Annotated in this window: 21 protein-coding genes; 12 read left to right on the plus strand and 9 right to left on the minus strand. The window is 60.5% G+C overall.

The features are described from left to right. Positions 1-56: 56 nt before the first annotated feature. The 8 genes from cmoB to J3P92_RS05580 form a co-directional block, all read right to left on the minus strand. A complete protein-coding gene (cmoB, locus tag J3P92_RS05545) occupies positions 57-1,013 on the minus strand; it encodes a tRNA 5-methoxyuridine(34)/uridine 5-oxyacetic acid(34) synthase CmoB (protein ID WP_434650071.1) in 957 nt (318 codons plus the stop codon). Further along, complete coding sequence (gene cmoA / locus J3P92_RS05550) at positions 1,010-1,753, minus strand: carboxy-S-adenosyl-L-methionine synthase CmoA (RefSeq protein WP_434562463.1); 744 nt, start codon at positions 1,751-1,753, stop codon at positions 1,010-1,012. The genes cmoB and cmoA overlap by 4 nt, the downstream gene beginning before the upstream one ends. A 60-nt stretch (positions 1,754-1,813) precedes the next feature. Continuing rightward, complete coding sequence (locus J3P92_RS05555; RefSeq protein ID WP_434650072.1) at positions 1,814-2,449, minus strand: lysoplasmalogenase; 636 nt, start codon at positions 2,447-2,449, stop codon at positions 1,814-1,816. Between the two features lie 2 nt (positions 2,450-2,451). Beyond that, a complete protein-coding gene (locus J3P92_RS05560; RefSeq protein WP_434650073.1) occupies positions 2,452-2,844 on the minus strand; it encodes a protease inhibitor I42 family protein in 393 nt (130 codons plus the stop codon). Positions 2,845-3,052: 208 nt separating this feature from the next. After that, entirely contained in the window at positions 3,053-5,467 is a 2,415-nt protein-coding gene (gene lon / locus J3P92_RS05565; protein WP_420764176.1) for an endopeptidase La, read from the minus strand. Positions 5,468-5,617: 150 nt separating this feature from the next. Then, the gene (locus tag J3P92_RS05570; RefSeq protein WP_434562467.1) at positions 5,618-6,931 is read right to left on the minus strand and encodes an MFS transporter; all 1,314 of its coding nucleotides are present in this window, start codon (positions 6,929-6,931) and stop codon (positions 5,618-5,620) included. A gap of 426 nt (positions 6,932-7,357) precedes the next feature. Beyond that, positions 7,358-8,596: a CNNM domain-containing protein gene (locus tag J3P92_RS05575; protein WP_434650074.1), complete on the minus strand. Its 1,239-nt coding sequence runs from the start codon at positions 8,594-8,596 to the stop codon at positions 7,358-7,360. A gap of 12 nt (positions 8,597-8,608) precedes the next feature. Further along, entirely contained in the window at positions 8,609-9,421 is an 813-nt protein-coding gene (locus J3P92_RS05580; RefSeq protein ID WP_434562471.1) for a cytochrome C assembly family protein, read from the minus strand. Between the two features lie 206 nt (positions 9,422-9,627). On the opposite strand from J3P92_RS05580, the gene ffh reads away from it, so the two are divergent. The 11 genes from ffh (at position 9,628) to J3P92_RS05635 (ending at position 20,009) form a co-directional block, all read left to right on the plus strand. Then, positions 9,628-11,004, plus strand: a complete 1,377-nt coding sequence (ffh, locus tag J3P92_RS05585) for a signal recognition particle protein (RefSeq protein ID WP_413794151.1) — start codon at positions 9,628-9,630, stop codon at positions 11,002-11,004. A gap of 251 nt (positions 11,005-11,255) precedes the next feature. Continuing rightward, positions 11,256-11,507 (plus strand): 30S ribosomal protein S16, encoded by a 252-nt coding sequence (gene rpsP / locus J3P92_RS05590; RefSeq protein WP_003198088.1) that lies wholly within the window; start codon positions 11,256-11,258, stop codon positions 11,505-11,507. A gap of 5 nt (positions 11,508-11,512) precedes the next feature. Further along, entirely contained in the window at positions 11,513-12,049 is a 537-nt protein-coding gene (rimM, locus tag J3P92_RS05595) for a ribosome maturation factor RimM (RefSeq protein ID WP_420764180.1), read from the plus strand. Next, positions 12,031-12,804, plus strand: coding sequence for a tRNA (guanosine(37)-N1)-methyltransferase TrmD (gene trmD, locus J3P92_RS05600; protein ID WP_434650075.1), 774 nt, complete (start codon positions 12,031-12,033; stop codon positions 12,802-12,804). The genes rimM and trmD overlap by 19 nt, the downstream gene beginning before the upstream one ends. A 45-nt stretch (positions 12,805-12,849) precedes the next feature. Further along, positions 12,850-13,200 carry a 50S ribosomal protein L19 gene (gene rplS / locus J3P92_RS05605; protein WP_003175895.1) on the plus strand — a complete coding sequence of 117 codons (351 nt, stop codon included), beginning with the start codon at positions 12,850-12,852 and terminating at the stop codon, positions 13,198-13,200. Positions 13,201-13,326: 126 nt separating this feature from the next. Further along, a complete protein-coding gene (gene xerD, locus J3P92_RS05610; RefSeq protein WP_434650076.1) occupies positions 13,327-14,223 on the plus strand; it encodes a site-specific tyrosine recombinase XerD in 897 nt (298 codons plus the stop codon). A 161-nt stretch (positions 14,224-14,384) separates the two neighbouring features. After that, positions 14,385-15,116 (plus strand): DsbC family protein, encoded by a 732-nt coding sequence (locus J3P92_RS05615; protein ID WP_420764182.1) that lies wholly within the window; start codon positions 14,385-14,387, stop codon positions 15,114-15,116. Positions 15,117-15,248: 132 nt separating this feature from the next. After that, positions 15,249-16,553 carry a homoserine dehydrogenase gene (locus J3P92_RS05620; RefSeq protein WP_434650077.1) on the plus strand — a complete coding sequence of 435 codons (1,305 nt, stop codon included), beginning with the start codon at positions 15,249-15,251 and terminating at the stop codon, positions 16,551-16,553. Positions 16,554-16,657: 104 nt separating this feature from the next. Next, complete coding sequence (gene thrC / locus J3P92_RS05625) at positions 16,658-18,067, plus strand: threonine synthase (RefSeq protein ID WP_420764184.1); 1,410 nt, start codon at positions 16,658-16,660, stop codon at positions 18,065-18,067. Positions 18,068-18,187: 120 nt separating this feature from the next. Continuing rightward, a complete protein-coding gene (locus J3P92_RS05630) occupies positions 18,188-19,564 on the plus strand; it encodes a transporter substrate-binding domain-containing protein (protein WP_434562475.1) in 1,377 nt (458 codons plus the stop codon). A gap of 157 nt (positions 19,565-19,721) precedes the next feature. Continuing rightward, entirely contained in the window at positions 19,722-20,009 is a 288-nt protein-coding gene (locus tag J3P92_RS05635) for a DUF3509 domain-containing protein (protein ID WP_420764186.1), read from the plus strand. Positions 20,010-20,253: 244 nt separating this feature from the next. Here the strand turns inward: J3P92_RS05635 and J3P92_RS05640 are convergent, their stop codons facing one another. Then, positions 20,254-21,453 carry a CaiB/BaiF CoA transferase family protein gene (locus J3P92_RS05640; RefSeq protein WP_434650078.1) on the minus strand — a complete coding sequence of 400 codons (1,200 nt, stop codon included), beginning with the start codon at positions 21,451-21,453 and terminating at the stop codon, positions 20,254-20,256. Positions 21,454-21,600: 147 nt separating this feature from the next. On the opposite strand from J3P92_RS05640, the gene J3P92_RS05645 reads away from it, so the two are divergent. Further along, positions 21,601-22,143 carry a YaeQ family protein gene (locus J3P92_RS05645; RefSeq protein WP_434650079.1) on the plus strand — a complete coding sequence of 181 codons (543 nt, stop codon included), beginning with the start codon at positions 21,601-21,603 and terminating at the stop codon, positions 22,141-22,143. The last annotated feature ends 97 nt before the right edge of the window (positions 22,144-22,240 follow it).

A 22,240-nucleotide genomic window follows, 5' to 3' on the forward strand; every position in this document is an offset into this window, starting at 1 on the left:
AATGATTGGCAGCCCTTAAGTGAGTAGGTTGCTCTCCCGCAGGGGGCTCGGGCGATTTATTTGCGCGCCACGATCACCGCCCGCATCGGCGCCGGCAGTCCTTCGATGGTCTTGCTGTGGTCCGCCGGATCGAGGAAATCACTGAGCGACTGATATTTCATCCATTCGGTGCCGCGCTGTTCCTCCACGGTCGTCAGGCTCACGTCCACGCAGCGCACGTCGCTGAACCCGGCGCGACGCAGCCAGCGCTCCAAGGCCGGGACCGATGGCAGGAACCACACGTTGCGCATCTGCGCGTAGCGATCTTCGGGCACCAGCACTTGATGCTCGTCGCCCTCGATCACCAGGGTTTCCAGCACCAGTTCGCCGCCCTTGACCAGGCAATCCTTCAAAGCAAGTAGATGCTCGATTGGCGAGCGGCGGTGGTAGAACACGCCCATGGAAAACACCGTATCGAAGCCTTCGAGCTCTGGCGGCAGGGCCTCGAAGGGAAACGGCAGGTGCCAGGCATTGGGCTGGGACAGGTAGCGCTGTACCGCCTGGAATTGGCAGAAGAACAGCCAGTTCGGATCGACGCCGATCACCGTGTCGGCTCCGGCGCCCAGCATGCGCCACATGTAGTATCCGTTGCCGCAACCAACGTCGAGGATCCGCTTGCCCTTGAGATCCAGATGCGGGGCGACGCGCGACCATTTCCAATCCGAGCGCCATTCGGTATCCACATGCACGCCAAACAGATCGAACGGGCCTTTGCGCCAAGGCGAAAGGCCCATCAACGCGGTACGCATTTGGGCGCGGGTTTCGTCGGAGCAATCGGCGTCCAGCGTCAGCCCATTCAGCAAATCCACCGTGGTGGGCTGCAAGAGCGGCAGCGCATCGAGGGCGCTTTGCCAACGTTCCAGGTCGCCGTGACCCTTCTCCATCTTGACGTCGAGCTGCGTTTGCAACGTCGCGGCCCAGTCGGCCAGAGGTGTGCCGGCCAGATGGCGGGCGAGGGGAGACAGATCGATCATGGCAGGGCAATCAACGAGGCAAAGTTAAGACACTGGAACCACGGCACGACTTTCGAGAACCCGGCGGCCAGCAGGCGCTCGCGGTGCTCTTCGAGGCTGTCGGGCTTCATGACGTTTTCGATGGCGCTGCGTTTCTGAGCGATTTCCAGTTCGCTGTAGCCGTTGGCGCGCTTGAACGCCACGTGCAGCTCGGTGAGCAACGCGTGTTCCTCGGCATCGTTGAAGCGCAGCTTCTCCGAAAGGATCAGGGCGCCGCCGGGTAGCAACGATTGGCGAATGCGGCCCAATAGCGCGGTGCGCTGGTCCGGCGCGATGAATTGCAGGGTGAAGTTCAACGCCACCACCGAGGCCGGTTGAAACGTCAGGGCGAGGATGTCACCTTCGATCACTTCCACCGGCAGCAGCTCTTGGAACATCGAGTCCTGGCCGTTGAGGTATTCGCGGCAGCGCTCGACCATGGCCGAAGAGTTATCCACCGCAATCACCCGGCAACCCTCGGTGCGCACGTGGCGGCGCAATGCCTGGGTCACGGCTCCGAGGGAGGAGCCCAGGTCATAAAGCACGCTGTTGGGCTGGGCAAATTGCGCCGCGAGCACGCCGAGGTTCTCGACAATGGTCGGGTAGCCTGGCACTGACCGCTTGATCATGTCCGGGAACACCCGCACCACGTCTTCATTGAAGGCGAAGTCGGGCACCTGGGCCAAGGGTTGGGCGAATAGGCGGTCGGGCTCTTTGCTCACGGCGGTTCCAGCGGCTGGGGTGTTGAAAAAGGCCGGCATTTTAACCAGAAAAACGGTGCTTTAGTGCGGCTTTCGGGGGAACGCCGATGCAGTGATGCCCCACTGCCCCAGCCAGTAACTGATGATGATCAGGTAGGGCGCGGCATGGAACGGCGCCACGAACCGGTTGATCCCGATCAGGCTGTCGGAAAAGACAAACCCCAGCGCTCCAACGGCTGCGAGCAGGGCCGAGCGTTTCGGCACCTCGGTCCCCAAGCGCGCCAGGGCCCTCCAGAGCATAGCGCTGATGACCAAGTCATAGACGACCACCGGCACCAGCAGCGGCCCGAGGCCGTTCGACACCAATATTCCCAACAGCAAGGCGCCAATGAACAAGGCAATCGTCAACGGCATGAGCGCCGGGCGGCGGCAGTCACTGAGGTAGGCTTTCAAATAGGCCAGGTGCGCCAACAAAAAAGCGCCGAGCCCCAATACAAACAAATCTCCTGGCCAGGCCAGCAATACGTCGCCCACCACTGAAAATATCAGGCCCAGGCTTATCCAGCGTCGGTAATCGCCCGGCGGCGCGTCGTGCAGCCAGCCCAGCAGGGCCAGCACCGGCATTGGCTTGACCAGCAGGCACAGCAACGTGGCATGCACGCTCAGGCCATATAGAAAGGTGGCCGCACCCATCAGCGCGAGGATCAGCCAACCCACGGTCATTTCACCGAAATAGCGCAGTCAAACGTTTCCACGGGTGGCACTTCGGGTGCCCATGGCTGTTGATAAGTCAGGCGCAAGCGCCCGGTGCCGGCGTCGAACGCCTGGAAGCGCCAAGTCGAGACACCGGCGGCGCCGACGATGCCGGCATCTTCCGGGTTACGGTAAACCTCGGGGCCGAGGCCTTTGAGAACACCGCCGGCCGAATCCTGGATGCTCCAGCGATAGCCGGTGGTGGGATTGCTCGGCAAACTCAGGATCAGGTTCTGCCCGTTTTTGAGCTGCACCGGGCATTGGCTCTGTTTTTCCACCGTCACATTGTGTTTCGGCTGTGTGGCGCAGGCGCTCAGCAAGGCGAGGCTGACGGGGACAAGCAGGCGGGTGAGGGACATAAGGGCTCCGGCATTCACGACGAACGGCGAGCATAACCGAAGATGCTACTGGGTGTGTCAGCTGGAGATGTGTTGTTTGTTAAGGCCTCATCGCGAGCAAGCTCGCTCCCACAGGGGATTTGTGGTGTTCACAGCATTTGTGATCCACACCGAACCCTGTGGGAGCGAGCTTGCTCGCGATGAGGCCAGTCCAGCCGCTACAGGAACATCAGAACAACACCTTCACCACATCCGCAAACCGCTTGGCAAAGTGCACCGTGACGCCTTCCTTCAGGTAGTCCGGCAGCTCCTCGAAGTTGCCACGGTTGGCTTCCGGCAGGATCAACTCATTGATTTTCTGCCGGCGCGCCGCGATGACCTTTTCGCGTACGCCGCCAATCGGCAGGACGTGGCCGGTAAGTGTCAATTCGCCAGTCATGGCCACGCCTTTCTTCGCCGGCTGGTTGCGCGCAAGGGACAGCAAGGCGCTGGCCATGGTTACGCCGGCACTCGGGCCGTCCTTGGGCGTGGCGCCTTCCGGTACGTGCAGGTGCACGAAGGCCTCGTCAAAGAACTTCGGATCGCCACCGAACTGCTTCAGGTGGGAGCTGACGTAGCTGTGGGCTATCTCCGCAGACTCCTTCATCACCTCGCCCAGTTGCCCGGTGAGCTTGAAGCCGCGATTGAGAGTGTGGATCCGCGTTGCCTCGATCGGCAACGTGGCGCCGCCCATGCTGGTCCAGGCCAGGCCGGTGATGACCCCGACGCCAGACAGCACCTGCTCGTTGCGAAATACCGGTTTGCCCAGGGAGGCTTCGAGATCCTTGGGCCCGAGCTTGATCACGGCTTTTGGATCCTCGATCAGTTTCATCACGGCCTTGCGCACCAGTTTGCCCAGTTGTTTCTCCAACTGGCGTACCCCGGCTTCACGGGCGTAGCCGTCGATTAGGGCCTTCAGGGCGCTATCGTTGATGCTCAGGCTGCCCTTGGACACGCCGGCCTTGGCCAGTTGCTTGGGCCACAAGTGACGCTTGGCGATGGCAACCTTCTCTTCGGTGATGTAGCCCGACAGGCGAATGACTTCCATGCGGTCCAGCAGCGGGCCGGGGATCGAGTCGAGGGTGTTGGCGGTGCACACAAAGAGCACTTTCGACAGGTCCAGGCGCATGTCCAGGTAATGATCGAGGAATTCGACATTCTGCTCGGGGTCGAGGGTTTCCAGCAGCGCGGATGCTGGGTCGCCCTGGTAGCTCTGGCCCATCTTGTCGATTTCGTCGAGCATGATCACCGGGTTCATCACTTCGACGTCCTTGAGCGCCTGCACCAGCTTGCCCGGCTGGGCCCCGATGTAGGTGCGCCGGTGACCCTTGATTTCGGCTTCGTCGCGCATGCCGCCGACGCTGAAGCGATAGAACGGCCGCCCGAGGGATTCGGCAATGGATTTACCGACGCTGGTCTTGCCCACGCCGGGCGGGCCCACCAGCAACACAATGGAACCGCTGATCTCACCCTTGTACGCGCCCACGGCGAGGAATTCCAGGATGCGCTCCTTGATGTCGCCCAGCCCGGCGTGGTGCTGGTCGAGAATCTTGCGCGCATGCTTGAGATCGAGCTTGTCCTGGCCATACACGCCCCAAGGCACTGATGTTGCCCAGTCCAGGTAATTGCGTGTGACGGCGTACTCCGGTGAGCCGGTTTCCAGGATCGAGAGTTTGTTCATTTCCTCTTCGATGCGCTTCTCGGCCTGGGCCGGCAATACCTTGCCTTCAAGGCGCTGTTCGAACTGTTCCAGGTCTGCGCTGCGGTCGTCCTTGGTCAGACCCAGCTCCTGCTGGATGACCTTGAGTTGTTCCTTGAGGAAGAACTGGCGCTGATGTTCGCCGATCTTGCTGTTGACCTCGGCGGAAATTTCTTTCTGCAACCGCGCGACCTCGACCTCCTTGCGCAGCATCGGCAGGACTTTTTCCATGCGCTTGAGCATCGGCACGCAATCGAGTACTTCCTGCAATTCGCTGCCGGTGGCGGAGGTGAGCGCGGCGGCGAAATCGGTCAGCGGTGACGGGTCGTTGGGGCTGAAGCGGTTGAGGTAGTTTTTCAGCTCTTCGCTATACAGCGGGTTGAGCGGCAGCAGCTCCTTGATCGCGTTGATCAGCGCCATGCCATAGGCCTTGACCTCGTCGGTCGGCTCGCTCGGCTGGTGCGGGTATTCGACTTCCACCAGGTACGGTGGGCGGTGGTGCTTGAGCCAGGTGCGGATGCGCACGCGGGTCAGGCCCTGGGCAACGAACTGCAATTTGCCGGCTTCACGGCTGGCGTGGTGGACCTTCACCAGCGTGCCGTAGAGCGGCAGCTTCGAAGTGTCGAAATGGCGCGGGTCTTCCTGGGGTGAGTCCATGAAGAACAGCGCCAGGGAATGATGTTCGGACTTGGCCACCAGTTCCAGGGTTTCGGCCCACGGCTCTTCGTTGACGATGACCGGCAGCACCTGGGCCGGGAAGAACGGGCGGTTGTGGATAGGAATGATGTAGACCTTGTCCGGCAGGCTCTGGCCGGGCAGGGCCAGGCCGGTGCCGGAAACGGTGTGTTCGATGTGCTCGGATTCTGTGTATTCGTTATTCGCTTCAGTAGAGTGCTGGTCGCTCATGGGGCACCTGCGCAATGGGGTATGGACCTTAGATGGGGCGGGCAGGGGGTTGTTTCAATGGCGGGCAATTGTCAGCGGTTATTTCATTGATGGGTATTCAGGTGGGCGACAGGTTGGCGTGGCGAGGGGATGCCCCCCTCGCCACGCGTTTCAGCCTACGCGGTTCAGGTCGTTGTGGCGTGTTTCCTTCAGGCACAGTACGGCGATCACGCTGAGCACCGCGGCAGCGGATACGTAACCGCCGACGTAGCTCAGGCCGCCCATCGCCACCAGCTTCTGCGCGAAGAACGGTGCCGCAGAAGCGCCGACAATGCCACCCAGGTTGTAGGCCGCCGACGCGCCGGTGTAGCGCACATGCGTAGGAAACAGCTCCGGCAGCAACGCGCCCATGGGCGCGAAGGTCACGCCCATCAGGAACAGCTCGATGCACAGGAACAGCGCCACGCTTCCCGTGGAGCCTTGAGTCAGTAGGGGCTCCATGAGGAAGCCCGAGGCCACCGCCAGCAGGCCGCCTGTGATGAGCACCGGCTTGCGGCCAAACCGGTCGCTTGCCCAGGCCGACAGCGGCGTGGCGGCGGCCATGAACAACACTGCAAAGCACAGCAGGCCGAGAAAGGTCTCGCGACTATAGCCCAGGGTCGCGACGCCATAGCTCAAGGAAAATACCGTGGAGATGTAGAACAGGGCGTAACACACCACCATCGCGGCCGCGCCAAGCAGTGTCGGCGCCCAGTACTGGCTGAACAACTCCACCAGCGGGATTTTCACCCGTTCCTGGCGGGCCATGGCGTTGGCGAACACCGGCGTCTCGTGGAGCTTGAGACGTACATAGAGGCCGACGATCACCAATACGGCGCTGAGCAAGAACGGAATCCGCCAGCCCCATGAGCGGAACTGCTCGTCATCCAGGGTCATGGCAAGGGTAAGGAACAATCCGTTGGCCGCCAGGAAACCGATGGAGGGGCCCAGTTGCGGGAACATGCCGAACCAGGCGCGCTTGCCTTTTGGGGCGTTCTCGGTGGCCAGCAAGGCCGCGCCGCCCCATTCGCCGCCAAGCCCCAACCCTTGGCCGAAACGCAAAAGGCACAAGAGAATCGGGGCCCAGGCGCCAATGCTGGCGTAGCCAGGCAGCACGCCGATGAGCGTGGTACACACGCCCATCAGCAGCAGCGAGGCCACGAGTGTCGACTTGCGCCCGATGCGGTCGCCGAAGTGGCCGAACAGCGCCGAGCCCAGGGGGCGGGCGAGAAACGCGATACCGAAGGTCAAAAAGGACGACAGCATCTGTGCCGTGCCTGAGGTCTGCGGAAAGAATACCGGTCCGATCACCAGGGCCGCGGCGGTGGCATAGACGTAGAAATCATAGAACTCGATGGCGGTGCCGATGAAGCTCGCGGTCGCCACGCGGGTGGCGGAGTTGGTCGGCTCGACAGGCACTGCTTCGTTGCAGGTAGTGGTTGTCATGCGGTTGTCCCTGACAGTCATATGCTCCGTTGGAGCGAATTATTATGGTCAAACACCCAGGGATGTGGGGTGGGCGCTGTCGCTGTTTCGGGTAGGAACAGTCGCAGGGCTGAAGCGAATAGAACCGGTGAACGGCCCGGAACCGTCTGTGTGCAGGGTAGGCACGAGGTTCGGGCGGGGCTGGGTAAGCGGTTTGAGTATAGGAAGGAGGCTAATGATTCAACAAGTGAGCCCGCACACAATATTGAGGCGTGCGCCGAGCTTTTTGTGGCGAGGGAGCTTGCTCCCGCTGGGCTGCGAAGCGGCCCTGAAACCTGATCACTCGGTGTGTCAGGCAGGTTGGGGGGGGGCTGCTTTTGGGGCTGCTGCGCAGCCCAGCGGGAGCAAGCTCCCTCGCCACAAGGGCTATCAGGTCCAGACAGGGATTCAGGAAACAGCAGGCACCGAGCTGTTATGCCACACCAGCACCTGGCTGACGCGGTTGTCGACGGTCTCGATGATTTCCAGGCGGTAGCGGCCGATCTTCAGGCACACCGGGCTTTCCGGGATGGTTTCCAATGCTTCGGTCACCAAGCCATTGAGCGTCTTGGGGCCGTCGCAGGGCAAATGCCAACCGAGGGTCTTGTTCAGCTCGCGGATCGACGCGGCGCCATCGATCATCAAGCGGCCGTCGGGTTGGGGATGAACGTGGGGATTGTCGAGGCTGTGCTCGCTTTCGAACTCGCCGACAATCTCCTCCAGGATGTCCTCCAGGGTCACGATGCCCATGACTTCGCCATATTCGTCCACCACCATGCCCAAGCGGCGTTGCTGCTTGTGGAAGTTGAGCAGCTGCAGCTGCAGCGGGGTGCTCTCGGGAACGAAATACGGTTCGTGGCAGGCAGCCAGCAGTGCTTCCTTGGTCAGGCTCGCATCCGCCAGTAGATGGCGAACCTGGCGGGTATTGAGGACTGCTTCGACCTGGTTGATATCGCTGTGGAACACGGGCAGGCGGGTTCGCCGATTCAGGCGCAACTGCTCGATGATGTCGCCGATGGGGTCGTCGAGATTGATCCCGTCCACCTCGCTGCGAGGGACGAGGATGTCGTTGACGGTGATGTTGTCCAGCGCGTGGATACCGGAAACCGGATGCACCCGACCGCTGGTCTGTTCCTGTTCCTCGGCACGCGGCGTCGCGGGGGGCTCGTCGTCGCTTTGCTGGACCGCGCCAGCCTTGCGGGCAAAAGGGCGCAGCAGCAACTGGCTGAGGCCATTGAGCAGCCAGGCCACCGGATAAACGATTTTCAACGGAACGCCCAGCAAACCGTTGCCCAGGGCCAGCACCGCATCGGGATGACGGGTGGCGAGCGTGCGTGGCAGGTAGTCGGCGAAAACCAGCAGGGCCACGCTGGTGCCGAGCCAGGCCAGCCAGGGGCCGTTTTCCAGCCAGGTGAAAATAGCCAGCCACGTGCCGATGACCACGGCGAGGGCGCGACAGAGGGTGTTGCACAGGATCAGGCTGGCCAAGGGAAAGCTGAGCTTCGCCAATGGCTTGTCGCCGGAGCGCGAGGCCCTGCGTTGGGCGAGTAGATACTGTTGGGCGGCTTCGATGGCCGTGAACAGGGCTGACCACAGGATCAGCACGACCATTACCGCAAACAATGGCCCCAAGGGCAGCCTATCCATCAGCGTCGTCCGTCAGACATGCAGGATGTATTCGCGGACCAGCTTGCTGCCGAAGTAGGCCAGCATCAGCAGGCAGAATCCCGCCAGGGTCCAACGAATGGCTTTGTGGCCACGCCAGCCGAGGCGGTTGCGACCCCACAGCAGCACGCTGAAAACGACCCACGCCAGGCACGCCAGCAGAGTCTTGTGCACCAGATGCTGGGCGAACAGGTTCTCGACGAACAGCCAGCCGGAGATCAACGACAGCGAGAGCAGGGTCCAGCCGGCCCAGAGGAAGCCGAACAGCAGGCTTTCCATGGTTTGCAGGGGCGGGAAATTGCGGATCAGACCGGAGGGGTGCTTGTGCTTGAGCTGGTGGTCCTGCAACAGCAGGAGCAGTGCCTGGAACACCGCGATGGTGAACAGGCCGTAGGCGAGGATCGACAACAGGATATGCGCCAGGATGCCCGGTTCCTCGTCGATGATCTGCACGGTGCCCGAGGGCGCGAATTGCGCCAGCAGCACCGTGGCCAGCCCGAGGGGGAACAGCAGCACCAGCAGGTTTTCCACGGGGATGCGCGAGCAGGCCAGCAGCGTCAGCGCGATCACGGCCATGGCGATCAGGCTGGCGGCGTTGAAGAAGTCCAGGCCCAGGCCGATCGGCGTCATCAAGTGGGTGAACAGGCTGACCGCATGGCCGAGCACCGCCAGCACGCCGAGCGTGACCAGCAGGCGCTTGTTCGCCTTGGCGCCGGAGGCCAGACGGGTGCCCTGATAGAAGGTCGCAGCGGCATAAAGACAAGCGGCGGCGAGGGTTGCAAGCAAGCTGGGTGACAAGGGGAGCATAAATCCTGTTAGGCAGGCCCGAAAGGCGCTGAGTTTGGCATAGAACCCCTACCGCACGAAAGACCGCCGCAACCGACGGCGAGGTGTACGTCGCACGCTTCTTCGCTATAATCCGCGACCTGCCCACGCCGCAGGCTCGCCGAGCACATATTTCACGGTCTGGGCCGCCATTATCCCGGTCTTATCTGGGCCTGAAAGGATCGCGCATGTTTGAAAACCTAACCGACCGTCTCTCGCAGACGCTGCGCCATGTCACCGGCAAGGCGAAACTGACCGAAGACAACATCAAAGACACCTTGCGCGAAGTGCGCATGGCGTTGCTCGAAGCCGACGTTGCCCTGCCGGTGGTGAAGGACTTCGTCAATTCGGTGAAGGAACGCGCCGTCGGCACCGAAGTGTCCCGCAGCCTGACCCCGGGCCAGGCGTTCGTAAAGATCGTCCAGGCCGAGCTCGAAAGCCTGATGGGCGCCGCCAACGAAGACCTGAACCTCAGCGCCGTGCCGCCAGCGGTGGTGCTGATGGCCGGTCTGCAGGGCGCGGGCAAGACCACCACCGCCGGCAAGCTGGCGCGCTTCCTTAAGGAGCGCAAGAAGAAGTCGGTGATGGTGGTGTCGGCGGACATCTACCGTCCGGCGGCAATCAAGCAGCTGGAAACCCTGGCCAGCGATATCGGCGTGACGTTCTTTCCGTCCGACCTGAGCCAGAAGCCGGTGGACATCGCCCAGGCGGCTATAAAGGAAGCGAAGCTCAAATTCATCGACGTGGTCATCGTCGACACCGCCGGTCGCCTGCACATCGATGAAGAGATGATGGGTGAGATCAAGGCGCTGCATGCCGCGATCAACCCCGTGGAAACGCTCTTCGTGGTGGATGCCATGACCGGCCAGGACGCGGCCAACACCGCCAAGGCGTTCGGTGACGCACTGCCGCTGACCGGCGTGATCCTGACCAAGGTCGACGGCGACGCCCGTGGCGGTGCCGCGCTGTCGGTACGCGCCATCACCGGTAAGCCCATCAAGTTCATCGGCATGGGCGAGAAGAGCGAAGCGCTCGAGCCGTTCCACCCCGAGCGTATCGCTTCGCGCATCCTCGGCATGGGCGATGTGCTCAGCCTGATCGAGCAGGCCGAACAGACCCTCGACAAGGACAAGGCCGACAAACTGGCCAAGAAGCTGAAGAAGGGCAAGGGCTTCGACCTCGAAGACTTCCGCGACCAACTGCAACAAATGAAGAACATGGGCGGCCTCGGCGGCCTCATGGACAAACTGCCGAACATCGGCGGCGTGAACCTGGCGCAGATGGGCAATGCCCAGGGCGCGGCTGAAAAGCAGTTCAAGCAGATGGAAGCCATCATCAACTCCATGACCCCGGCCGAGCGCCGCGACCCTGAGCTGATCAGCGGTTCGCGCAAGCGTCGTATCGCCATGGGTTCCGGCACCCAGGTGCAGGACATCGGACGCTTGATCAAGCAGCACAAGCAGATGCAGAAGATGATGAAGAAATTCTCCGCCAAGGGCGGGATGGCCAAGATGATGCGCGGCATGGGCGGTATGTTGCCCGGCGGCGGCATGCCGAAAATGTAAAGAATCTGCGCCGGCTGTCATGTCGGCGTTGCCTCGCACGGAAGCGGGGATTTCCAGCAAACCCGCGCTACGCGGGAGCTGACCCGCCGTTTTTCATGACGGCTCTATGGCAAATCTTGATTGCACCGCGCCAGGCGCCGGAAAAAGTCATTTGCAAAAGTCCGGATATTCCTTAGAATATGCGGCCTTTCGGGCACCTATGCCCGCTGTGCATTTAGATTTGCAGCACCGACTACAGGAACGATGTTCACATGCTAACAATCCGTCTTGCCCTTGGCGGCTCCAAAAAGCGCCCGTTTTACCACCTGACCGTAACCGACAGCCGCAACCCGCGTGACGGTTCCCACAAGGAACAGGTTGGTTTCTTCAACCCTGTTGCCCGTGGTCAGGAAGTTCGTCTGTCCGTGAACCAAGAGCGCGTGGCCTACTGGCTGAGCGTTGGTGCACAACCTTCTGAGCGTGTTGCTCAGTTGTTGAAGGAATCGGCTAAGGCCGCGGCCTGAGCAATATGAACGCGACGCCAAAAGATGCCGGTGATTTGATCGTTGTCGGCAAGATCTACTCTGTACATGGCGTTCGCGGCGAAGTGAAGGTGTATTCCTTTACTGATCCGATCAAGAACCTGTTGGACTACAAAACCTGGACGCTCAAGCGCGAAGGTAGCGTGAAACAGGTGGAGCTGGTCAGCGGACGCGGGAACGACAAATTCCTGGTCGCGAAGCTCAAGGGTCTCGATGATCGTGAAGAAGCGCGTCTTCTGGCCGGTTATGAGATCTGCGTGCCGCGCAACCTGTTCCCTGAACTGACCGACGGCGAGTACTACTGGTACCAGCTGGTGGGTCTGAAGGTCATCGACCACCTCGGGCAATTGCTCGGGAAGATCGATCATCTGCTCGAGACCGGTTCGAACGATGTCATGGTGGTCAAGCCTTGCGTCGGCAGCCTGGATGATCGCGAACGCCTGTTGCCCTATACGGAGCAATGCGTGTTGGCAGTCGACCTTGAAGCAGGCGAGATGAAGGTGGAATGGGATGCGGATTTCTAAACGTGGCTAATTTGCGCGTTGAAGTCATCACGCTGTTTCCCGAGATGTTTTCCGCCATCAGCGAATACGGCATAACCAGCCGCGCGGTGAAACAGGAGCTATTGCAGCTCACCTGTTGGAATCCGCGAGACTACACCACGGATCGGCATCACACTGTGGACGATCGCCCGTTTGGCGGTGGTCCGGGCATGGTGATGAAGATCAAGCCCCTGGAAGATGCGCTGGTTCAGGCCAGGATGGCAGCCGGGGAGGGTGCGAGGGTGATCTACCTGTCGCCCCAAGGCCGTCAGCTGACTCAGTCGGCGGTACGCGAGCTGGCGAATTCGGATGCATTGATCCTGATTGCCGGCCGTTATGAAGGCATTGACGAGCGTTTCATTGAAGCTCATGTCGATGAAGAGTGGTCGATTGGCGACTATGTACTGTCTGGCGGCGAGCTGCCGGCGATGGTCCTGATCGATGCGGTTACACGACTGCTGCCTGGAGCTTTAGGGCATGCGGATTCCGCCGAGGAAGATTCCTTTACGGATGGTCTGCTGGATTGCCCGCACTACACCCGACCGGAGGTGTATGCGGATCAGCGTGTTCCCGACGTGTTGCTAAGTGGCAACCACGCGCACATCCGGCGTTGGCGTTTACAGCAGTCCCTTGGTCGGACCTATGAACGACGCGCCGATCTTCTGGAAAGCCGCTCGCTTTCTGGAGAAGAGAAGAAGCTGCTCGAGGAATACATCCGCGAGCGGGACGATAGTTAACAACGTATCGATGGTAAGTCCGTTGACTTGCCTTAGGAGCACAGCATGACTAACAAAATCATCCTTGCACTCGAAGCAGAGCAGATGACCAAAGAGATCCCTACCTTTGCCCCAGGCGACACCATTGTCGTTCAGGTGAAAGTGAAGGAAGGCGACCGTTCGCGTCTGCAAGCGTTCGAAGGCGTTGTTATCGCCAAGCGTAACCGCGGCGTAAACAGTGCATTCACCGTTCGTAAAATCTCCAACGGTGTTGGCGTAGAGCGTACTTTCCAGACCTACAGCCCGCAAATCGACAGCATGGCTGTGAAACGTCGCGGTGACGTGCGTAAAGCCAAGCTGTACTACCTGCGTGACCTGTCGGGTAAAGCAGCTCGCATCAAGGAAAAACTGGCTTAAGTCCAGCTTCCGATGCAAAAAAAAGCAGCCTGCGGGCTGCTTTTTTGTTGCCTGCGATTTGTGCTTTGAGCACTCTTCACTCGTCGTTTTTTATGCGACGCAGCCTTCGCTAGCTCATGAGTCTTTATGCCAGCCATCGACCATCCACTGATAGACCAGTTCCTCGACGCCCTGTGGCTGGAGAAGGGGCTCTCCGATAACACCCGCGGCGCCTATCGCAGCGACCTGGCCTTGTTCAATGGCTGGTTGCAGGAACAGAATCTGGAGTTGATCTACGCCGGAAGGGAATTGATCCTCGATCATCTGGCGTGGCGTTTGGAGCAGAAATATAAACCCCGCTCTACCGCCAGATTTCTTTCCGGGTTGCGTGGCTTCTATCGCTATTTGCTGAGGGAAAAAGTGATTGCGGTGGACCCGACCTTGCGCGTGGAAATGCCGCAACTGGGCCGTCCGCTGCCAAAATCCCTGTCGGAAACGGACGTGGAAGCATTGCTGGCGGCCCCCGACCTCAGTGACCCCATCGGCCAGCGCGACCGAGCGATGCTGGAAGTGCTGTATGCCTGTGGTTTGCGGGTCACCGAACTGATCAGCCTGACACTTGAGCAAGTGAACCTGCGCCAGGGCGTGCTGCGGGTGATGGGCAAGGGCAGCAAGGAACGCCTGGTGCCCATGGGCGAGGAAGCGATCGTCTGGGTCGAGCGCTACATGCGCGATGCGCGTCATGACCTGCTGGGTGGGCGTCCCAGCGATGTGCTGTTTCCGAGCCTGCGCGGCGAGCAGATGACCCGCCAGACTTTCTGGCACCGCATCAAGCACCAGGCCAAGGTGGCGGGAATCAATAAATCGCTGTCCCCCCACACCTTGCGCCATGCCTTCGCCACGCACCTGCTCAATCATGGCGCTGATCTGCGGGTAGTACAGATGTTGCTGGGACATAGCGACCTGTCCACCACCCAGATCTACACCCACGTGGCTCGGGCGCGGTTGCAGGACCTGCACGCCAAGCATCATCCCCGCGGCTGAAGAAGGACCCCACAGATAAGCGCTCGCCATTGCCTTGCATCACCGGCATTCGGCCACGCCAGCCTTATGTGGTAGGCTTTCCCGGTTTGCACGGTGGGCGGCTGGAACCCGAATCTGCGGGTCGTTGGTTCCCGTCCCATTTGTTCGCCTCAGGAGTCCTCATGCGTTTGATCCAGATGTTCACCGCCGCCGCCATTGCGTTGGCCAGCACCTTTGCCATCGCCGACGACGCGGCTGACCAGGCTATCCGCAAGAGCCTGGCCAACCTCGAGCTCGAAGTGCCGATCGAAGCCATCTCTGCCAGTCCCATGTCCGGGCTCTATGAAGTCAAGCTCAAGGGCAGCCGCGTGCTGTACGCCAGCGCCGACGGCCAGTACATCGTCCAGGGCAACCTGTTCACGCTCAAGGACGGCAAGCCGGTCAATCTCACCGAGATCACCGAACGCCAGGGCATTTCGAAGTTGATCAACGGCATCCCGGTCGCCGAAACCGTGGTCTATCCAGCAGTCGGCGAAACCAAGTCGCACATCACCGTGTTCACCGACACCACCTGTCCTTATTGCCACAAGCTGCACGCTGAAGTGCCCGAACTCAACAAGCGCGGCATCGAAGTGCGTTATGTAGCGTTCCCGCGCCAGGGCCTGGGCTCGCCGGGTGACGAGCAGTTGCAGGCGGTCTGGTGTTCCAAGGACAAGAAAGCAGCCATGGACAAGATGGTCGACGGCAAGGAGATCAAGTCTGCCAAATGCGAGAATCCGGTTTCCAAGCAGTTCGCCCTCGGCCAGTCCATCGGCGTCAACGGTACGCCGGCCATCGTTTTGGCGGACGGCCAGGTGATTCCGGGCTATCAGCCGGCGCCGCAAGTCGCCAAACTGGCTTTGGACGCAAAATGACCTGCGTCGATCCGCTTTTGAAGATCACGGCTCGGCGAAAACGTTCGTCGGGCCGTTAAACACAAAGTCGCGTTGCTGCGCGGCTGTATTTCACGGCCGACCTTGCGTCGGCCGTTTCATGGGGAGTCAAGAGTGAATCCGGTCAAAGTAGGCATCTGTGGGTTAGGTACCGTCGGTGGCGGCACCTTCAACGTACTTCAGCGCAACGCCGAGGAAATTGCTCGTCGTGCCGGGCGTGGAATCGAAGTGGCACAAATTGCCATGCGCACGCCAAAGCCTCAGTTCCAGACGACCGGTATTGCGATTACCAACGATGTCTTCGAAGTGGCCACGAACCCTGAGATCGACATCGTGATAGAGCTGATGGGCGGCTATACCGTTGCCCGAGAGCTGGTACTCAAGGCCATCGAGAATGGCAAGCATGTGGTCACCGCGAACAAGGCGCTTATCGCCGTTCACGGTAATGAAATCTTCGCCAAGGCACGAGAGAAAGGCGTGATCGTGGCGTTCGAAGCCGCCGTGGCGGGTGGCATCCCGGTGATCAAGGCGATTCGCGAAGGCCTGTCGGCCAACCGTATCAACTGGCTTGCGGGAATCATCAACGGCACCGGCAACTTCATCCTCACCGAGATGCGCGAGAAAGGTCGCACCTTCGAGGACGTCCTCACCGAGGCCCAGGCCCTGGGTTATGCCGAGGCGGATCCAACCTTCGACGTGGAGGGCATCGACGCGGCGCACAAGCTGACGATCCTGGCTTCCATCGCCTTTGGAATACCGCTGCAATTCGACAAGGCCTACACCGAAGGCATCACCAAGCTGACCACCGCTGACGTGAACTATGCCGAAGCCTTGGGCTACCGCATCAAACACCTGGGCGTGGCGCGCAGCACCGCCAGCGGCATCGAATTGCGCGTACACCCGACGCTGATCCCGGCCGACCGCCTGATCGCCAACGTCAACGGTGTGATGAACGCAGTGATGGTCAATGGTGATGCCTGCGGGTCGACGCTGTTCTACGGGGCTGGCGCGGGCATGGAGCCGACTGCATCGTCGGTGATCGCCGACCTGGTGGATGTGGTTCGCGCGATGACCTCGGATCCAGAGAACCGAGTGCCGCACCTGGCCTTCCAGCCGGATTCGCTGTCGGCCCATCCGATTCTTCCGATCGATGCTTGCGAAAGTGCCTACTACTTGCGTATCCAGGCCAAGGACCATCCGGGCGTATTGGCCCAGGTGGCGAGCATTCTTTCGGAGCGCGGCATCAACATCGAGTCGATCATGCAGAAGGAAGTCGAGGAACATGATGGCCTGGTGCCGATGATCCTGCTGACCCATCGCGTGGTCGAGCAGCGCATCAACGATGCGATTGCGGCATTGGAAGCGCTCCAGGGGGTCGTTGGCCCAGTGGTCCGTATCCGCGTCGAACATTTGAACTAATTTAGCGGCAAGCTATAAGCTGCAAGCTGCAAGTAAAAGCCGAACCGCTTTTCACTTGTAGCTTGCAGCTTGAGGCTTGAAGCTCAAACCGAAGGTTTGCCCCTATGCGCTATATCAGCACCCGCGGCCAGGCACCGGCCCTGAATTTCGAAGATGTCCTGCTGGCCGGCCTGGCCACGGATGGCGGTCTTTATGTGCCGGAGAACCTGCCACGTTTCACCCAGGAAGAGATTGCCTCCTGGGCCGGCCTGCCGTACCACGAGCTGGCTTTCCGGGTCATGCGCCCGTTTGTTGCCGGCAGCATCCCGGACGCCGATTTCAAAAAGATTCTGGAAGAGACCTATGGGGTCTTTTCCCACAATGCCATCGCACCGTTGCGCCAGCTCAACGGTAACGAATGGGTCATGGAGCTGTTCCACGGTCCGACCCTGGCGTTCAAGGATTTCGCCCTGCAGCTGCTCGGCCGCCTGTTGGACTACGTGTTGCAAAAGCGTGGCGAGCGCGTGGTGATCGTCGGCGCAACGTCCGGCGACACCGGCTCGGCCGCGATCGAAGGCTGCAAGCATTGCGAGCACGTCGATATTTTCATCCTGCACCCGCACAACCGTGTCTCGGAAGTGCAGCGTCGGCAGATGACGACGATCTTCGGCGACAACATCCACAACATCGCCATCGAAGGCAACTTCGATGACTGCCAGGAAATGGTCAAGGCCAGTTTCGCCGACCAGAGCTTCCTCAAGGGCACCCGGCTGGTGGCGGTGAACTCGATCAACTGGGCGCGGATCATGGCCCAGATCGTCTACTACTTCCACGCGGCGCTGCAGTTGGGCGGCCCGGCCCGTTCGGTGGCGTTCTCGGTGCCTACCGGCAACTTCGGCGATATTTTCGCCGGTTACCTGGCGCGCAACATGGGCCTGCCGATCAACCAGTTGATCGTCGCCACCAACCGCAACGACATCCTGCATCGCTTCATGAGCGGTAACCAGTACGTCAAGGAAACCCTGCACGCCACGCTGTCACCTTCGATGGACATCATGGTGTCGTCGAACTTCGAGCGCCTGTTGTTCGACTTGCACGGTCGCAATGGCGCCGCGATTGCCGGCCTGATGGACAGCTTCCGCCAGGGTGGCGGTTTCAGCGTCGAAGCCGAGCGCTGGACCGAAGCCCGCAAGCTGTTCGACTCCCTTGCAGTGGATGACGCGCAGACCTGCGAAACCATCGCCGAGGTGTTCGAGCAGAGCGGTGAGCTGCTCGACCCACACACCGCCATTGGCGTGAGAGCTGCACGCGAGTGCCGCCGCAGCCTGGATACCCCGATGGTCGTCCTGGGCACCGCACACCCGGTCAAGTTTCCGGAAGCCGTGGAGAAAGCTGGCGTAGGAAAAGCGCTTGAACTGCCTGCACATCTTTCGGATTTGTTTGAGCGAAACGAGCGTTGCACGGTGTTGCCCAATGACTTGAAAGCCGTGCAGGCCTTTGTCAGCCAGCATGGCAACCGCGGCAAGCCTCTCTGATAGCTGGAAGTTGTCACATTTTGAAGCCCGTCTCCTGACGGGCTTTCTTGTTTCTGCATGCCAAACTGGCCGGGTTTCCGCCCTTGGAGGGACGGGCGGGTAATCTCGAAGGAAGTGCAGATGTTGTTCTTTATACGTTGCAAACCAGTGATGAGCTGGATGATGGGCCTGGTGTTTTTGTTTGGGGCGCCATGGGGAGGCGCGGCCCAGTTGGCGGCCTCTGGCAAGCCACCGTTCGAATCCAGCGGACGGATCGCGCTCGATGCCCAGGAGCTGAAGTGGATCAGCGAAAACCCTCGCGTCGTCGTCGCCTCGATGCAGTTCCCGTTGTACCTGTTCAAAAATGAACGTGGGCAATGGAACGGGCTGAACGACGATATTCTCCGGCGTATCGAGCACATGACCGGACTTGAATTCGTTCATCGGGAGTCGTTCTCTCCCGATCAATTAATGGCCCTGTTGGAAAAAGGCGAGGCCGACATGACGACTACCCTGGCGATGAATGACGAGCGCAGGGAGTTCTTGAGTTTCAGCCATGCCTTCGGAGGTTCCGGTTGGGTCTTCGTCGGACGTGACGCAGAGCCCGCACTTCGTTCGCTGGAGCAACTCGAAGGCAAGGTGCTGGTGTTGCCGGCACGGCATGCGTTGGAGTCGGAGATCAGGCGCAATCATCCAGCCATCGAGTTGCGCACGGTCAAGACGTACGGTGAAGCTCGGGCGCTGGTGGAAAGCGGTGAAGCCTACGCCACCATTGAAAATGAAACCGGCGCGCACCTGTACCCTGCGGGGCAGCTGCAAGTAGGAAGCAATCTCGAAGGCAAGTGGGAGCCCGACTATCTGGCTGTGCGCCAAGACCTTCGGCCATTGTTAAGCATCCTGAACAAGGCGCTGGAAGCGTTCCCCGCCGAAGAGATGCGAGCGCTGCGCTCGAAATGGCTGACAGGCATCGCTCCCCATCCGTCACCGTCTTCCTGGTTGTACATCAAACAGTGGGGCTACTGGTGTGTGGTCGTGTTCGGGGTGTTTGGCCTGTTGTCCCTGCTGTCGCTGTTATGGAACCGACGCCTGCAGGTCCAGATTGATCAACGGCTCAAGGTCGAGGCCGTACTCAATGACCAACTGAAGTTCCAGCGAGCCCTGATGGACGCGATCCCCGATCCGATCTTCATTCGCGACCTGGAAGGTCGCCTGATCATGTGCAACAAAAGTTATGAGGATCAGTTCGAGACTCGCTTCGAGAAGCTGCTGGGCACGCGCCTGACCGATTCCGCGACGTTTCCAGCAGCAACCGCCGAATTGTTGCACGGCGAGTTGATGGAGCAGCTGCAAACCCGCCAGCCGCGTTTTGTGGACCGCCAACTGATGTTCAGCGGTGGCTTGCGGGACATCTATCACTGGTCAGTGCCGTTCTATGGGGCCGATGGTCAGTTGCGCGGTCTGCTGGGAGGGTGGATCGATGTTGGGCATCGTTGGCGCCGCAACCGCTTCCTGGCTTGATGATGGCCGTGCCTGTTGCCAACCTGTCATATTGGGCGCGCATGCTCGGTTGAACACGCTGCAAAAGTGTCGGTTCGTTGCGCTGGCAGAACTTTAGGCCATGGCCCACGGTCACTTAATGTGCAGTTGTTTTCTCGGACTATTGAAGGGTGATCGAATGGAAAGTATCAGCCTGTTGCTGAATGAAGCCTTGAGCCCGTATCAGGTCACGCTCACTCCCTCCGGTGCCAAGGGTGAATGCCTGGTAACGCTGAAAAACCCCACGGGGGCCATCATGGTCGAGCGGGTGTTCAACCAGGCCCAGCTGGCCGACAAGCGCCAGCTCACCGACGTGGTCGATGGCCTGCACCGCGATGTACTGATCGCCGAAGGCCGCCTGGAGCCCTGCGTGATCGCGGCTTTGCGTAATCTGGCAGGGGACAAGGCCATGGCTGTCCCTAATTGAGCGACGGTTTGAGGGAACCTTCCTACGTCCCTGTGAGTCAGACCTTTTACCAACAAGAGCGAGCATTGTGCTCCGGTGCTTGTCGCTTGTTGCACGGACCTTGAATGGTCACGTTTAACCCCGAGTTGTCTCCCCACTTCTCGGGGTTTCTTTTTGCCTGGCGTTCAGGGCTTGGCTCGTTCTATCCCGCCAAGGGCATCGCTCCCACAGTTAAAGATCTGACAACGTGCTTTAGCTGCTTATCTCAAATAGCACCATCGGCCCGCAGTTTGGCGATCCGCTGCGCATCGTAGCCCAGCTCGCCGAGTACCTGTGCCGTGTGTTCACCCAGCGCCGGCCCGACCCATTCGGATGTGCCCGGCGTGTCCGACAGTTTCGGTACGATGCCCGGCATCTTGAACGCCTTGCCGTCCGGCAGCTTGGCCTGCAAGAACATTTCCCGGGCGAGAAACTGCGGGTCGCTGAACATGTCTTCGGCGCTGAAGATCCGGCTGGCCGGTACTCCGGCCTGGTTCAGTTGGTCGATGACAGCCTCCAGCGGCAGTGAGTTGACCCAGCGATCGATCACGCCATACAGCTCGTCGCGGCGACTGTCGCGTCCATCGTTGCCGGCCAGTTGCGGGTCGTTGGCCAGGTCGTCGCGGCCGATGATCTGCATGAAGCGCTTGAAGATTGCGTCACCGTTAGCGCCGATCTGCACGTGTTTGCCGTCGGCACTGGTGTGGATGGATGACGGGGTGATGCCGGGCATGATATTGCCGGTGCGCTCGCGGATGAAGCCGAACACATCGAACTCCGGCACCATGCTTTCCATCATGGCGAAGATCGCCTCGTACAGCGCCACGTCCACCATTTGTCCGGTCCCGCCATTTACCTCGCGGTGACGCAAGGCCATCAGTGCGCCGATCACGCCCCAGAGTGCGGCAATGGAGTCGCCGATTGAAATTCCGGTACGCACTGGCGGACGATCCTCGAAACCGGTGATGTAGCGCAGGCCGCCCATGGATTCGCCGACGGCGCCAAACCCCGGTTGATCCTTCATCGGCCCGGTCTGGCCGAAACCGGAGAGCCGCACCATGACCAGTTTAGGGTTCAGCGCGTGCAATACGTCCCAGCCCAGACCGAGCTTTTCCAGCACGCCCGGGCGAAAATTCTCGATCAGGATGTCCGCTTCGCCGATCAGCTGTTTCAGGATCGACAGGCCTTCGGGGTGCTTGAGGTTCAGAGTCAGGGACTTTTTGTTGCGTGCCTGGACGAACCACCACAAGGACGTGCCTTCATACAGCTTGCGCCATTTGCGCAGCGGATCGCCGCCGTCGGGGGATTCGACCTTGATCACCTCGGCACCGAATTCACCGCAGATCCGCGAGGCGAAGGGGCCGGCGATCAAGGTGCCGAGTTCAATGACTTTGACTCCGGCAAGGGGTTTGGCAGTAAGCGACATGGCGAATCCTGTAGGACAAAGGCAGAACGAATAGAGCGTTTTATCATAGGCCAACGCCTGTCGCCGCAGGTTGATGGTCGGCAATTCGTGGATTGGCCGCCTCATCGGTTAGACTTGCCGACTTTCCTCGTATCAAGAAGCCCGTTCATGGCCCAGCCGTCCACGACCTACAAATTCGAACTGAACCTCACCGACCTCGACCGCAGTGTGTATGAGAGCGTGAAGCAGACCATCGCCCGCCATCCTTCGGAAACCGAGGAACGCATGACCGTGCGCTTGTTGGCCTACGCGTTCTGGTACAACGAGCTGCTGGCGTTTGGTCGTGGCCTGGCAGACGTCGATGAACCTGCCCTGTGGGAAAAAAGCCTGGATGACCGTGTCCTGCATTGGATCGAAGTCGGCCAGCCGGATGCCGAACGCCTGACGTGGTGCTCGCGTCGTACCGAGCGCACCAGCCTGCTGGCCTATGGCAGCCTGCGTGTCTGGGAGGGCAAGGTGATTCCAGCCGTGAAGACCCTGAAAAACGTGAACATCGCCGCCGTGCCCCAGGAAGTCCTCGAAACCCTGGCCAAGGACATGCCCCGCGTCATCAAGTGGGACGTGATGATCAGCGAAGGGACCATTTTCGTGACCGACGACCGTGGCCAGCATGAAGTCCAGTTGCAATGGTTGCTGGGTGAGCGTGGTTGAGCCATTGACAAGTATTGAGTGAACTCATTGTGGCGAGGGAGCTTGCTCCCGCTTGGGTGCGCAGCGCCCACAATCAAGGGGGCCGCTACGCAGCCCA

The sequence above is a fragment of the Pseudomonas sp. D3-27 genome, assembly GCF_051132165.1.
Classification (GTDB): domain Bacteria; phylum Pseudomonadota; class Gammaproteobacteria; order Pseudomonadales; family Pseudomonadaceae; genus Aquipseudomonas.

What these genes read in the sequence shown, in the direction of transcription:
- rpsP (WP_003198088.1), top strand. Translation starts at nt 11,256, where the DNA reads ATGCTAACAATCCGTCTTGCCCTTGGCGGCTCCAAAAAGCGCCCGTTT.
- xerD (WP_434650076.1), top strand. Translation starts at nt 13,327, where the DNA reads ATGCCAGCCATCGACCATCCACTGATAGACCAGTTCCTCGACGCCCTG.
- J3P92_RS05635 (WP_420764186.1), top strand. Translation starts at nt 19,722, where the DNA reads ATGGAAAGTATCAGCCTGTTGCTGAATGAAGCCTTGAGCCCGTATCAG.
- J3P92_RS05630 (WP_434562475.1), top strand. Translation starts at nt 18,188, where the DNA reads ATGTTGTTCTTTATACGTTGCAAACCAGTGATGAGCTGGATGATGGGC.
- trmD (WP_434650075.1), top strand. Translation starts at nt 12,031, where the DNA reads ATGGGATGCGGATTTCTAAACGTGGCTAATTTGCGCGTTGAAGTCATC.
- lon (WP_420764176.1), bottom strand. Translation starts at nt 5,467, where the DNA reads ATGAGCGACCAGCACTCTACTGAAGCGAATAACGAATACACAGAATCC.
- rimM (WP_420764180.1), top strand. Translation starts at nt 11,513, where the DNA reads ATGAACGCGACGCCAAAAGATGCCGGTGATTTGATCGTTGTCGGCAAG.
- thrC (WP_420764184.1), top strand. Translation starts at nt 16,658, where the DNA reads ATGCGCTATATCAGCACCCGCGGCCAGGCACCGGCCCTGAATTTCGAA.
- rplS (WP_003175895.1), top strand. Translation starts at nt 12,850, where the DNA reads ATGACTAACAAAATCATCCTTGCACTCGAAGCAGAGCAGATGACCAAA.
- cmoB (WP_434650071.1), bottom strand. Translation starts at nt 1,013, where the DNA reads ATGATCGATCTGTCTCCCCTCGCCCGCCATCTGGCCGGCACACCTCTG.
- ffh (WP_413794151.1), top strand. Translation starts at nt 9,628, where the DNA reads ATGTTTGAAAACCTAACCGACCGTCTCTCGCAGACGCTGCGCCATGTC.
- J3P92_RS05575 (WP_434650074.1), bottom strand. Translation starts at nt 8,596, where the DNA reads ATGGATAGGCTGCCCTTGGGGCCATTGTTTGCGGTAATGGTCGTGCTG.
- J3P92_RS05645 (WP_434650079.1), top strand. Translation starts at nt 21,601, where the DNA reads ATGGCCCAGCCGTCCACGACCTACAAATTCGAACTGAACCTCACCGAC.
- J3P92_RS05570 (WP_434562467.1), bottom strand. Translation starts at nt 6,931, where the DNA reads ATGACAACCACTACCTGCAACGAAGCAGTGCCTGTCGAGCCGACCAAC.
- J3P92_RS05640 (WP_434650078.1), bottom strand. Translation starts at nt 21,453, where the DNA reads ATGTCGCTTACTGCCAAACCCCTTGCCGGAGTCAAAGTCATTGAACTC.
- J3P92_RS05560 (WP_434650073.1), bottom strand. Translation starts at nt 2,844, where the DNA reads ATGTCCCTCACCCGCCTGCTTGTCCCCGTCAGCCTCGCCTTGCTGAGC.
- J3P92_RS05580 (WP_434562471.1), bottom strand. Translation starts at nt 9,421, where the DNA reads ATGCTCCCCTTGTCACCCAGCTTGCTTGCAACCCTCGCCGCCGCTTGT.
- J3P92_RS05615 (WP_420764182.1), top strand. Translation starts at nt 14,385, where the DNA reads ATGCGTTTGATCCAGATGTTCACCGCCGCCGCCATTGCGTTGGCCAGC.